12 protein-coding genes are annotated in these 13,145 nt (G+C 48.7%); 9 read left to right on the top strand and 3 right to left on the bottom strand.

Going from position 1 to position 13,145, the window contains the following annotated elements; translation table 11 throughout:
- Positions 1-169: 169 nt before the first annotated feature.
- Complete coding sequence (locus ABD846_RS11435; protein ID WP_344826921.1) at positions 170-1,069, bottom strand: NAD(P)/FAD-dependent oxidoreductase; 900 nt, start codon at positions 1,067-1,069, stop codon at positions 170-172.
- A gap of 127 nt (positions 1,070-1,196) precedes the next feature.
- Between ABD846_RS11435 and ABD846_RS11430 the strand changes: the two genes are divergently transcribed.
- The 7 genes from ABD846_RS11430 (at position 1,197) to ABD846_RS11400 (ending at position 9,031) form a co-directional block, all read left to right on the top strand.
- Positions 1,197-1,580, top strand: a complete 384-nt coding sequence (locus tag ABD846_RS11430; protein ID WP_344826918.1) for a Fur family transcriptional regulator — start codon at positions 1,197-1,199, stop codon at positions 1,578-1,580.
- Between the two features lie 110 nt (positions 1,581-1,690).
- Positions 1,691-2,761 carry a sensor histidine kinase gene (locus tag ABD846_RS11425; RefSeq protein ID WP_344826915.1) on the top strand — a complete coding sequence of 357 codons (1,071 nt, stop codon included), beginning with the start codon at positions 1,691-1,693 and terminating at the stop codon, positions 2,759-2,761.
- On the top strand, positions 2,758-3,456 hold the full coding sequence (locus ABD846_RS11420) for a LytR/AlgR family response regulator transcription factor (protein WP_344826910.1): 699 nt from the start codon (positions 2,758-2,760) through the stop codon (positions 3,454-3,456). Before ABD846_RS11425 ends, ABD846_RS11420 begins: the two co-directional genes overlap by 4 nt.
- A gap of 110 nt (positions 3,457-3,566) precedes the next feature.
- Complete coding sequence (locus ABD846_RS11415; RefSeq protein WP_344826908.1) at positions 3,567-5,054, top strand: DUF3500 domain-containing protein; 1,488 nt, start codon at positions 3,567-3,569, stop codon at positions 5,052-5,054.
- A 119-nt stretch (positions 5,055-5,173) separates the two neighbouring features.
- Entirely contained in the window at positions 5,174-6,412 is a 1,239-nt protein-coding gene (locus tag ABD846_RS11410) for a HupE/UreJ family protein (protein WP_344826905.1), read from the top strand.
- 171 nt (positions 6,413-6,583) lie between these two features.
- Positions 6,584-7,000 carry a CBS domain-containing protein gene (locus ABD846_RS11405; RefSeq protein ID WP_344826902.1) on the top strand — a complete coding sequence of 139 codons (417 nt, stop codon included), beginning with the start codon at positions 6,584-6,586 and terminating at the stop codon, positions 6,998-7,000.
- Between the two features lie 165 nt (positions 7,001-7,165).
- On the top strand, positions 7,166-9,031 hold the full coding sequence (locus tag ABD846_RS11400) for a PAS domain S-box protein (RefSeq protein WP_344826898.1): 1,866 nt from the start codon (positions 7,166-7,168) through the stop codon (positions 9,029-9,031).
- 5 nt (positions 9,032-9,036) lie between these two features.
- Here ABD846_RS11400 and ABD846_RS11395 read toward each other — a convergent pair whose 3' ends face one another.
- Positions 9,037-9,432, bottom strand: a complete 396-nt coding sequence (locus tag ABD846_RS11395) for a response regulator (RefSeq protein ID WP_344826894.1) — start codon at positions 9,430-9,432, stop codon at positions 9,037-9,039.
- Positions 9,433-9,556: 124 nt separating this feature from the next.
- Complete coding sequence (locus ABD846_RS11390) at positions 9,557-10,744, bottom strand: GAF domain-containing sensor histidine kinase (protein WP_344826891.1); 1,188 nt, start codon at positions 10,742-10,744, stop codon at positions 9,557-9,559.
- Between the two features lie 193 nt (positions 10,745-10,937).
- On the opposite strand from ABD846_RS11390, the gene ABD846_RS11385 reads away from it, so the two are divergent.
- Together ABD846_RS11385 and ABD846_RS11380 are read left to right on the top strand one after the other, a co-directional pair.
- Positions 10,938-12,674 carry a GEVED domain-containing protein gene (locus tag ABD846_RS11385; protein ID WP_344826888.1) on the top strand — a complete coding sequence of 579 codons (1,737 nt, stop codon included), beginning with the start codon at positions 10,938-10,940 and terminating at the stop codon, positions 12,672-12,674.
- Positions 12,675-12,680: 6 nt separating this feature from the next.
- Positions 12,681-13,112 carry a PH domain-containing protein gene (locus ABD846_RS11380; RefSeq protein ID WP_344826884.1) on the top strand — a complete coding sequence of 144 codons (432 nt, stop codon included), beginning with the start codon at positions 12,681-12,683 and terminating at the stop codon, positions 13,110-13,112.
- Positions 13,113-13,145: the final 33 nt, after the last annotated feature.

Below are 13,145 nucleotides of genomic sequence, written 5' to 3'. Positions count from 1 at the left end.
AGAATTTAAACGATATGCTGCTATGTGATCCGGTACTGTAGTGAAGCACAAGTCTGCCTTAGCTTATGATTGATAAAGCATTGCGCGCTACGTCAGCGCTCCGAAGTCCGGAACGGCAACCAGGTTTCTTTCAGTAAACTACGCCTGCGCGGTACGCCGATTCCCGGACTCAGACAAAGTGCTCGTCCGTGAGTTCTTTGTTAACGATTGCCCCGGCAAGATTTCCCGACGCAACCGCGGCTGCAACCGAGCGCATTGCGGAACTATTATCGCCACAGGCATATACTCCCGGAACAGAGGTTTTCTGAAGGTGGTCTACTTTTACATGTCCGTGTTCCGTAAGTTCACATCCGAGCTGGAACGGAATGCCCGAATGGGGCTCAAACGGCAGGGCCGCATACATTGCGTGGAACCTGCGTGTATGACCGTCGCTGAATTCCAGTTCACGCAACTGCCCGTTATCATGCTTTATCCTGCTGAGCGGCGTTTCGATAATATCGATATTATGGCGCATCAGTAACGCGGTCTGCTCATTGGTGAATGATGCTTTGCCATTCGTTACTATAGAAACATCAGGGCTGAGATTACGCACGAGTCCGGCCAGATGGAGGGCGCGTTCTCCATCGGCAAGAATGGCGGTCCGTTGATTTCGGTTTTCGTAACCATGACAGTAAGGACAGTGGATCACGGAAATACCCCAGCAATCGGAAACTCCCTCAATATCGGGAAGCTTGTCTTTGATGCCGGTAGCGCAGATCAGCTTCTTTCCGCTGAAGCTTTTACCGGATTCAGTTACTATTTCAAATCCACCCGGAATTTGCTTGGCCGTTTCGGCTTTGTCCATGAGAAAAGATACTGTCTTGTATTGCTGCACCTGCTCCCTGGCCTTCGCTGCAATGTCTGCCGGCTTCTCGCCGTCACGGGTCAGAAAATTATGGGAGTGAGGCGTCTGCTGGTTGCAGGGTTGCCCGCTGTCAATAATGAGCACCTGCCGGAGTGAGCGTCCGAGAGCCAGGGCGGCGGACAGACCGGAGTAGCTGCCGCCGATGATAATTACTTCGTATTGCATAGTTTATTCTTTTTTGTAGTGTACGGTTATTGTATTTATCCTTTGAGTATCCTGGTATTTCTGATCAATGCAACAATGTTGCAAATGTAGTATTATCTTTGCTGTGCAACAATGTTGCAATAAGATAATGAAACAATTCCGCAATACTGCTGCCCGGACAGAGATTTTAAGGTATATATGTGAATCGGGTAAAGCCCTTTCTCATCCGGATATACAGGAAGGATCCGGGATTTCGTGCGACCGGGTAACTATTTACCGTGTGCTGAACCGCCTGCAGGAAGAAGGGTTGGTACATAAGGTGATCGACATTGACGGAACTGTCCGTTATGCTGCGTGTCATACTTGCGGAGCCGGTAATGCACATACTCATGGTCACGTACATTTCAGTTGCAGTAAATGTCATTCCGTAACCTGCCTGGAACGGGTGCAGCCCGAGCTCAGGCTACCACGTAAATATAAAATGCAGGAAGTACATTTTATAGTCTCGGGCATATGCGCGGCGTGCTCCTGAAGATTTATCCCGGTAAAGCGGCAGTTTGTACCTATCTGTATTGAAGGTCGGAATAATCGGATATTTTTGAATGCCTGATCCCGATATTGCGCAGGCAAGCCATCCAAGCTATGAATGTACAAGAGATCCTCCGTAAGGCTTCCAGGAGACTTATTTTCCTGCATGTGCTGGGATGCCTCATATTTATTGCAATCCCTGTCCTCGGAGAACGCCGCGGACCCGGAAATCACTATTATGCCGAAATACTGGAATATGGATTCACCATTTTCTTTTTCTATCTCAACTATTACTTTCTGCTCCCGCATTTCTTCTTCCGTAAGCGTTACGTAGCATTCGTCTTATGGGCTTTATCCGGTTTCGCTGTTGTGAGTGTGCTTCCTGAAATAATAGTCGGAGATGTATTTTTGACACGGGGAGATCTGTTAAATACTAGGGGTACGTCTGTTTACCATCTGCCACCACCACATCACCCGCATGGCTTGTTCCCGGCGCTGAGCAATACCGTTTTCGGTCCGCTTGATGAAAATTTTCTGAAGTACAGCGTGATGTTTGTGATGGCAATGACTCTGCGGTTTTCGGTTCAGATAAGAAGTGTGCAAAAACAAATGGCAGATGCGGAGATCGGTTTTCTGAAGGCTCAGATCAATCCTCATTTTCTGTTCAATACACTTAATAGTATCTATACGCTCACTGTGGAAGCGGGTGCGGACGACGCGGCTAAAGCAATTGTACAGCTTTCGGCGCTGATGCGCTATGCCGCAGGAGATGCTAATGCCGAAATGGTACCCCTGGATAAGGAGTTGAAGTATATTGATAATTATGTCACCTTGCAGCGGATGCGGCTGAATGAACGCGTTCATGTTTTTTACGCTGTTAATGCCGACGGAGCAAGCGGCAATATTGCGCCTTTCCTGCTGATACCGTTCATAGAAAATGCATTCAAATACGGAGTAAGTACGGAAGAGGCTTCCGATCTCCGGATCAGTATTTCGGTTCAGGGCAAATCATTGCATATGCTCGTACGCAACCGAAAGGTGCATGCGCAGATTGCTGAATCCGGCACTTCCGTCGGAATTGCAAATACGCGCAGACGGCTTGAATTATTATATCCGGGCGCTCATCACTTGGATATACGCGATGAAGCTGCTTTCTTTGAAGTGAAATTGGCATTAGATATATGATACGCGCGGTAGCACTGGATGACGAACCTTTAGCGCTCAGGTTGCTGAAGGCATTCTGCTCCCGGACCTGCCTTGTGAGCCTGGATGCGGCATTTACCAGTCCTGTGGATGTGATGGTGTATGCAGGCAACCACGATTTCGATCTGATATTCCTGGATATACAGATGCCGGGTATTTCGGGGATCGATTTCCTGAGACAGTTTCCCCGCCCCGTGATGGCTATTTTCACTACGGCTTTCAGTGAGTTTGCGGTCGAGGGGTTTAACCTGCGCGCCGTCGACTATCTGCTCAAGCCGTTTGAATTCGATCGATTCCAGCAGGCTATAGAGCGTGCCCGTCTTTATTCCGGATTCGGAAAGGAGGCACGGGTGGGGGAAGATATTTTTGTAAAAGCGGACAACGGTCTGCAACGTATTCAGACAACGCAGATCCTGTATGTTGAAAACGTGGCGAATTACGTGAAAATTCATTTGGATGGTGCACGTTATGTCCTTGTACGTTCCAGTATAAGAGAAATGGAGGAAAAATTGCGCGGCAACGGATTTTTAAGGGTTCATCGATCCTACATTATCCCTGTGGCAAAGGTCGTTTCGGTACGCGGCCGTACGATCTACCTGGGTTATATGGAAATACCGGTGGGTATCAATTTTATAAAGGAAGTACAGCGGGTATTTTCACAGGGGCCGAATCAATGACGTTGCCTCTGTGCCGGGGGCTTGCCGTTCGTACCCGATACAGATAAGTTCATACCAAATGAACGGGGTTGCGTTCTGTGCTCCGGTAATTTTACCATAAATCAATTCCTATGCTACAGTCTATCGCTAACACCAGCGCACAGGTACCCGGGAAAGCCGGTAAATGGGGCCGGTTTTTTATCGCCGCGTCCGGTGTATGTCTTGTTTCCCTGTGCTTTATATCCCTGAGAGATTCCGCCCGGGAGCATCTTGCTGATTTTTCCTGGCTGTCTGGCGGCGACCGGCCGCAAATGGCTGATGTTGGGATTCCGCTTGCCAAAACAACGGGAACCACATCCGTAACCGATGTGGTGAACAATGCACTTGCTTTTAAGACAATGCTCACAACGGCCCAGCAGGCTACGCTTCAGCAATCGTATACCACGAGTCTTGCCCGTAAATGGAGCAATCTTCCCTGTGGCGCCTCCTGCCGCAATGGTATCCAGTTTGGTACGCTTACAAGTGCACAGCTGACTGCAGCAATGGCTGTGATACAGGCTGCGCTGGGTACGGGTACCAATGATGGTTATGATGAGTTTCACAAAAACTACATTGCAGAAGCGTATCTGCATGCTGCCGGTGGAGGAAGCGGATACGATACCACTCTGCGTTGGATATCATTTCTGAATACGCCATCAGAAACAGGTGCGTGGATGCTGCAGTTTGGCGGTCACCATTACGCGGCGAATATCTCTTTTAACAACGGACATGTTATCGGTGCGACACCTTTCTTCCAGGGACTTGAACCGAAATCATTTACATGGGGATCAGATACGTATGCGCCGCTGGACGATGAGAAAAGCGCTTTTGCTGCGATGCTTGCATCGCTGAGCAGCACAGACCTTGCGAGTGCCAAGCTGTCTGCAAGTTTCAGCGACTGTGTAATGATTCCCGGTGAGACAAATGGAGGAACGAGTACATTCCCTGCTTATAATATGGGTATTTCCTGTGGCTCACTGAGTTCGTCACAGAAAAGTCTCGTGCTGGATGCTATCTCACGTTACGTGGAAGATATGGATGCGACAACAGCCACGGCTATCATGGCTGTATATACCGCTGATATCGACAATACGTATATCTCCTGGCGGGGAACAGGAACTGCAGGTTCAGCAGCCAGCTTCTTTGTGACGAATGGAGACTATGTTCGGATTTCGGGCCCGGAGGTATGGGTCGAATTTACCTGTCAGAATGGGATAGTGGTATCCGGGCAAATCCATTATCATACTGTATGGCGCGACCGTGCGCATGATTACGGGTTGGATCTTACAGGCCCGGCCATTGACGGCAGTACTACGGGTATCGCCGGCGTTGTGAAGAACACCTCCCTGAGTGTCTATCCGAATCCTGCCAGCAATCAGATTTCCTTAAACTGCGGCAACAGTGTCAACGATGGCAGACTGATGATCATCAGTGCAGCTACGGGACAGGTAGTAAGAACACAGGATCATCTGAACGGCAGCTCATTCAGCGCGGATGTCTCCGGTTTGCCTTCGGGGTCATACGTGTTAAAGCTGATCGACCAGACTGCGGTATACAGCAGTAAGTTTTTTAAATTTTAGGGTCACATTTACCGGCGGCGGCAATTCGCTGCCGCTTTTTTTTCAGCAATTTTATGAGGAACCTCGTCTTGATTTTGATGTTATTGCTGGGCGGGATATACTGCTGCCATGCACATCCTATGCCGCATTCCGTTATGTTGCTGGATGTAAAGGAAGATGGTATCCGGGCGGAATTGCAGTGGCCGCTTAAGGAGTTTGATTTTGTCTTTCCGGACGCAGCTCTGGATTCTGATGTGTCCACACTGGTTGCACGCAGAGGTGCCTGGTTGGATCACTACCTGCTGCAGCATATGCGCATTACCGATAATAGCGGACGCAGATGGAGTGTAAGGGTGCTCGATAAAAACGTCTTACGGGACGAACAATTTCTGACCGGAACCTATAATGAGCTGGTATTCCATTTGTGGCTTCAGCCTCCCGGACAAAGCTCCCCACGCAGCTTTACCTTGTACTATGATGCTGTAATGCACCAACTGATCACGCATAAAATGATGATCCGGATCCGTCAGGATTGGGACGGAGGCCTGTCAGGAAAGGATAGTGCGGCAGCCGAACTGGGAATGCTGATGGTCAATCCTTCCGATAACTCTGTTCCTCCGGTTGTTGTTAATCTCGACGAGGGCAGTAAATGGAAAGGTTTCAGACAGATGTTCTTCCTGGGTATGGAGCATATAGCAGATGGTACCGATCACCTGATGTTCCTGCTTGCGTTACTGTTACCTGCGCCACTTATTGCCTCCGGCGGAAGGTGGTGTCAGTCGGGTGGCGCGCGTTATGCAGTACGTAACCTGCTGAAGATAGTGACGGCATTCACAATCGGTCATTCGCTTACATTGCTCGCAGGTGCGCTGGGTTGGCTGCGTCTTCCGGCTCAACCTGTGGAAGTGCTGATCGCCTTATCTGTATTGATCGGATGTATTCATGCGCTGCGACCTTTATTTCCCGGTAAGGAGTTATTTATTGCCGGCGGCTTCGGCCTGATCCATGGACTTGCGTTCGCAGGCACATTGTACAATCTCGATATCGATGGCACGAGAATGGCGCTGAGCATTCTCGGGTTTAATCTCGGTATCGAAATAATGCAATTGTTTGTTGTATTACTGGTTGTTCCGTGGCTGATCCTGTTGGGTCCTTTTGCTACATACGGATATGTACGCACAGCGGGAGCTTTGTTCGGCGTGGTCGCTTCACTGGCATGGATAACAGAGCGGGTCAGCGGAAATGCCAATGAGATTTCCGCCGTGGTAAGCCGGTTACTGCTTCATGCACGCTGGATGATTTTGCTGTTGGCTGTTCTTGCGCTCTTCAAATATGTTCGCTTCTTTTATACTGCAGGTCACAGGAAGCGTTATTTATAACGGGTTCTTATAGTGTCCCGAACCTTTTCAGCATTCAGTATAATTTACAGAATGACTGTCTGAATGCAAGCAAATTCGGAATGATTTCTTTCATGTGAATGGCTGTTATTGCTCATGAGAAACATGATAACGCACAGGTACTTTTGTTCTGTATCAATTCAAACAGAAATTATGAAAAAGAGAGAGCCGGTGTCGCACATCATGACTAAAAACGTTATATCCGTGAGAGAGCAGGATTCGTTGGAGGAAGTCGTTTCCGTACTCCGCAAAAACCGTATCCGTCATATTCCGGTTATGAACGGGCATAAGGTGTCCGGAATTATCAGCAGCACGGATATTAACAGGCTTACATTCGGAACCTTGTTTGAAAACCAGGATGGCGCAGACGAAGCCATACTGCAGATGCTTTCCGTTCCGCAGGTGATGACTTCGCATCCGCAGACAATCTCATCCGAACTTACCATTAAAGAGGTCGCTGAATTGTTTGCTCAGTCAGATTTTCATGCGGTACCTGTAGTGGACGCAGGTGAACTGAAAGGGATCGTTACTACTACCGACGTGATCCGCTATATGCTGGATCAGTACTGATGTGACTTTTGCGAATGATATCCCGGCCTCTGTAAAAGGGTCGGGATTTTTGTTGCTTAATTTGTGAAAGCAGAGTCTCTGTTTGTAAAATAGCCGGTTTTATTTGTAAAGTTCATGGTATCGGCATATATTGTAGTATACATAACCAGTGAACTGTTTCCCCTTATGAAATATGCCGGTCCGCTTAAGATTAGCATCGTCTACCTGCTTACCGGTTTCATCTGGATCTATGGAAGTGACTCTTTCACCCAAGCTTTTTTTCCTGCCGTATCCCAGCAATATCTTTTTCAGACCGTCAAGGGTATCTTTTACGTAGTGTCGACGGCGCTGCTCTTGTATTATCTGTTGCTGCGTTTTTATAAAGCGCAACAACAGAAAGTAGATGAACTGCGCGAATCAGAACAACGGTACCAGTTTCTTTTTCTTTCCAGCCCGCTTGCAAAAATTATTTACGACGCAGATACGGGCAAGATACAGGAGGTGAATGAGCGGGCAAGTGTTTTTTTAGGTTTTTCAGAAGAGGAATTGCTGCGTCGGCAGGTAACGGAAGTGTTTCCGGAAAAGGACTTGACTGAACTGGCGGTCCTGGAAGGTGTGGTGCGCTATGTAAAGCCGGATGGAATGCACCTGAGTCTTGAGGCGGCGGCGAGTGCTTTCAACTACAAGGGAGCACACATGATTTTATTGTCGCTCGATGACGTGAGTGCGCGGGAAGAAGCGCAGCTGCTGCTGGAAGAACACAGACGAAAACTGATAGCCGCACAGAAGATTGCCAACATTGGTTACTGGCAATCCTTCAATGGCCTTTATTGGTCCGACGAGGTCTATAAAATATGGGGTCTGAACAAAGATACCTATGAGTTGAACTACGAAAGTTTCCTGCAAACAGTTTACCCGGAAGACCGGTACCTGTTTTTTTCTGAATATGAGGATGTGGACAAGGATGAACTGGAGTATGATATAGAACACCGTTTTATGAGACCGGACGGCAGCATTCGCTGGGCGCGCCAATGGGGTATACTCATCCGGAAAGACAAAGACAGCCCTTTCAGAGGAGAGGGCACGGTGCAGGATATCACCGATGTGAAGAACATTTCCCTGTTTCTGGACAAGGCATCGAGGATGGCAATGATTGGCGCATGGGAGTGGAATATATCAGACGAGCACGTTCGCTGGTCTCCGATCACGCGGGAGATTCACGAGGTGCCCGAGGACTATGAACCCAGCCTGGAAGGAGGCATTGCGTTTTATACAGGCACATCACGTCAGGCAATACTGGAGCTGATCCATATTGCCGTCAATAGCGGTCAGAGTTGGGATATAGAAGCCCAGATCATGACCGCAAAGGGAAATGTAAAATGGGTTCGCTCGCTTGGTCAGGCGGAAATGGTCGATGGAGTATGTGTAAGGCTCTACGGAAGTTTTCAGGATATCGACCGGCTGAAGCGCTCCGAGGTCGCGATTATTGAGGCATTACAGACGCAGGTGCTTACTCTCGAGCGTATGCGTGATGGTTATATTTCCGTAGACCGTGAGTGGACGGTGCGCTATTGGAACAGCAGCGCGGAGCAATTGCTCGGTCGTAAGCGCGGGGAAGCACTCGGAAAAAATCTGTGGGAGCTGTATGCAGATGCAGTGGATTCTGATTTTTACCATCATTTTGTGTCGGTTATGGAAACAGGATCTTCGGCAAGCTTCGAAGCATTTTACCCTACTACAGATGCATGGTATGAGCTCGACGTGTTCCCTTCCGATCAGGGAATCGCGATCTTTTTCAAAGATATCACCGAAAGGAAAAATTATTTGCAAACAGTCGAAAGGCAAAACCAGACCCTGAAAGAGATTGCCTGGTCACAGTCGCACGAAGTGCGTTCTCCGCTCGCTCGCTTGCTTGCGTTGGTCCGTCTGCTTGAAGATATGCGCCCGGACCGGGATGATGAATTGAAAGAACTGCTGCAGCTGATTACCGGTTCTGCGCATGAACTGGATGATATTATCCGGAAAATAACCGTCAGTACCAGCTCGCACTGATAAAGCTACCTTCTTCCGTCGGCAATCTCTTCGAGCAGTTCCGGAGCTATTGGTTTGGTTACAAAATCGGTAACCAGGGAAAATGAACGGGCGCGTTCTATATCCGCAGGGTTGATGGAAGACGATACCACATAGAGTTTAGGCGTTACCGGAAGTGTTATTTCCGTTAACGCTTCCAGAAACTGCCATCCGTCCATTACGGGCATATTCAGATCCAGTAAAATCACTTCGGGAAAAGCTTGCTCCAGTTGTATACGTTGCTTCAATCCTTCAATTGCTTCCTTCCCGTTACGATAAACAAGCGTTCCGGTTGCGAAAGAGCGTAATTCCATTTGTTTACCGGCTGCAAAGACGAAGATCGGATCATCGTCGATGATACAGGCCAATTGAAAAGGTTCCATAAATACGTTTACTAGGTATCCAAAGATATATCTTTTTCGTTGTATATTCTTTCTGTTTAGATGTATTCTTTCGCCAGATAACAACGGATATGCCTGGTTACGGCGTCCGTCAATCTGCCTGTAACTATTGTTTATGGATGGGAAGTGTGATTGTGAATTGTGCTCCTTTCTGCTCAGGGTCCGATACAACCTGCATGTTTCCTCCCAATGAAGCGACCAATTGCTGTACCAACGGCAGTCCGAAGCCGAATCCCGTTTCTCCCGAAGTGCCGGTGGTAGACTCGGCTTTGCCGGAAGCGATCTGCTCGATTTGGGCCGGACTGATCCCGGGTCCGTTGTCGCTGATCTGAATAAGCATAGTGCTTTCGTGTTCTGCCGGAACTATATGCAGCAGTACGGATACAGCTCCTCCCTGCGGCGTGAACTTTATAGCATTGGATATCAGGTTCCCGCAAATCTGCAATAATTTGTTTTTAAGCGTAAGGAGCCCGGTGCCGTTGTCTGCGGATGATACGGTGAGTGTGATGTTTTTATTTCTTGCCTGCGGCAGATAGAGTTGAATAAGCTTCGACTCAAGCATCTGCAGGGTAAACGGCTCCTCCGGCGCAGCAATTTTACGGGAAAGGATATCGTCTGCCATTTCGAGCAGGGAGTTGCCGCTCGAAGCAATGAGTTGCATCATTTCGATGATCTCTTCAGTGTTGGTGTTGCCTCCCTGAGCGTGGATATATTCCGCAATACCGATAATGCCACCCAGAGGACCACGTATATCATGAGCGACCTTAAGCTGTGCGCCGGATATGTCTTTAAGCTGCTGCTTAAGCATATCTATATCTTTCATCGTCTGCAAACGCTGTACTACTTCCTCTGCAATGATCTTGAGCAGTTCCAGTTTCTCCGGGCTAAGCGGTTTGTGCTGCGGATCCAGTACACAAAGCGTACCGATGTTGCAGCCGGACGCCTGTAGCGGAATGCCCAGGTAATACGACAGGTGCGGCTCTTCCTTCACATAATCTTTATCACTGAAGCGGTCATCCGCTGTGAGATCGTTTATTTCCAGGTATTGTTCCTGCTGGATCGTGTAATGGCAGATGGAATCCTCGCGCGGAAGCTGTTCTATTTTCAGACCATGCGAAGAAACAGTCCATTGGGTATACGCATCGATAAGGTTGATGAGTGAAATATCGGTGCCGGCCACCTTCGCGGCAAGACGGGCCAGATCGCTGAAGTGATTCTGAAAGTCTGAATAATCTATTTCAAGCTCCATTAAAGCCAGGAGCCGTTCCATTTCTTTTGAAGTAGCGTGCTGCATACGGTTTAAGTCCTCCTTGCGAATATACTGTTTTCAGGCCCAGACAGATGTCGCCGCAACGTAAAACTTATCTGAAGTTTACAGGTTCACATAGGTTGCCTGTACATGTTCTGAGGTTTACCTATGGTAAAGCTTGCGCCAGATACTTTTTGTATAAAGAAAACGTTAATTTTACAGCGCAAAAAAATCACCCATGAAAAAAATATTTGTTGCGGTAGTTTCACTCATCGCTGCACATGCCGCTTCGGCACAATACAAGTGTGGAAATGATCTGTTAGATCAGAAGATCCGCAAAACAAACAGCAGGTATGAAACGGTAAAAAAAGGCGCCAGTCTGAAGTGGGCTGAGTTTTATCGTATGCAGGAATTGTCCAAAATGGTAGTAACCGGCACGGATACCAGTTATGAAATTCCGGTGGTGGTTCATGTAATGCATACGGGCGGCGCAATTGGCACGATATACAATCCAACTGATGCCGCGATCATCAAAATGATCGACTATCTGAATAAAACCTGGGCTGCCACCTGGCCGGATTACTATGATGTTGCACACGGAGGAACAAAGTTTCCGTTTGTGTTCAAGCTGGCTAAGCGTGGTCCCAACTGCTCTTCCACTACCGGTATCAACCGCGTGAATGCTTCTGTTCTGAGTGGCTACACCACCTACGGAGTTTGTCCTTTTGAAACAGAGCCCGGCCCTACGGACGCCGAACTGAAGACATTGAGCCTGTGGCCACCGCAGGATTATTTTAATATCTGGCTCGTAAATGATATCGAAAATGGCGGCGCCGGCGGCTACTGCCCCTGGCCCTGGTTTGCGGATGGCGCATTGATTGATGGTGCGGTCGTATTGGCGGAATATACCCTGCCGATAAGCGGATCCAGCTATTATCAGGCACTGCCGCATGAAATCGGTCACGGTTTCGGTCTGTACCATACATTTCAGGACGGCTGTCATGCCCCCTCTGCTTGTCTTACAGCCGGTGACGAACTGTGCGATACGGAGCCGCATGATTTTATCGACATGTCCTGCTACGCAGGTAAGATCAATACCTGTACCGGTGTGACATACGCTGGTGTGGAATATAATTTCATGAACTATACAAGTTGTCCGGAGAAATTCACGCCCGACCAACGCCTGAGAACAATCAGCACCATGCGCGGCTACCGCTGGGGCCTCGTGAATTCGATGGGCGCTGCAGCTCCGGACCCTGCTTTTGTGGCACCTAAGACAGCCTGTGCGCCTGCGATCACTGTTCCTTCCAATACCGAGAATGCCGGCCCCTGCAATATTGCCATCGGCACGATGAATACATCTTCCGGAGGCTACAATACGGATGGTGCGTCTTACCTCGACAGGACCTGTATCCAGCAGGCCTTCACGCTGGACGGAGGAAAAACGTATAACATTGATATCTCAACACGCAATACCGCACAAACAGTCGCAGCATGGATCGACTATAATAACGATGGTATCTTCCAGACTACGGAAAAGATTTTCACCCACACAGGTTTCTCTGCGGATGAGACGCACAGCGGTTCGTTCAAAATTCCTTCCGGAGTTACGTATGCAACGAATCTGCGCATGCGTGTGAAAGGGGATGTAGGCGTGATCTCTGATGCGTGCCTGAATGTAAATGTGGGTCAGACGGAAGACTACACCGTATATATCAACAAGCCTGCGTCTATCAATGAATTTGCTGCCAACAGCAGCTTCCGGCTGATGCCGAATCCTGCAGCGACAAGCGTGCGTATTGAAGGCGGTGAAGCGGACAATTATACCATCCGTTCCGTGGACGGACGTGTGGTGATGGACCTCAAACAACAGCGTGTTGCGGATATCAGTGCACTCGCTCCCGGATTTTATATGGTCTGGGCAGAACAGGACGGGGTATGCGTTGCGGTGGAAAAGCTGGTTGTTGCGCATTAATTTTACATGCCATTTAAGTCTGCAATTCAGTGGGGTTTGTTTATTCCGCTGATCATTATTCTGATCGGAACAGGCGTGTGGATCGCCTGTTCCGGTTTTTGGGGGATATTGGTTCTGAATCTGCTGTTGTCCGTATTTATCGTGCAGATGATCACCGGCACTTCGTATCGCATTGCGGACGGTAATCTGTATATACGCTGCGGAATTACCTTCCGGCAGACGATTCCGGTCAGTTCCGTACGCAGGATCAGTACTACCACCAGTATTTTAAGCTCACCGGCAGCATCTTTGCGCAACCGGCTCGAGATTAAATATGGGAAATATAATTCTGTGATCGTTTCCCCTGCGGATGGAGCCGGCTTCGTTGCTGCACTGCAGGCCGTAAACCCGGAAATTGAGTGGCGGGATATGCGCGGCGGAAAGCGCCGGAGTAAGTAAATCTTTGTTTCCAAAGAGAATCTCCGCACCTTT

Source organism: Rurimicrobium arvi (genome assembly GCF_039540495.1).
GTDB lineage: Bacteria > Bacteroidota > Bacteroidia > Chitinophagales > Chitinophagaceae > Rurimicrobium > Rurimicrobium arvi.
This window is presented reverse-complemented; position numbering and strand designations above follow the sequence as displayed.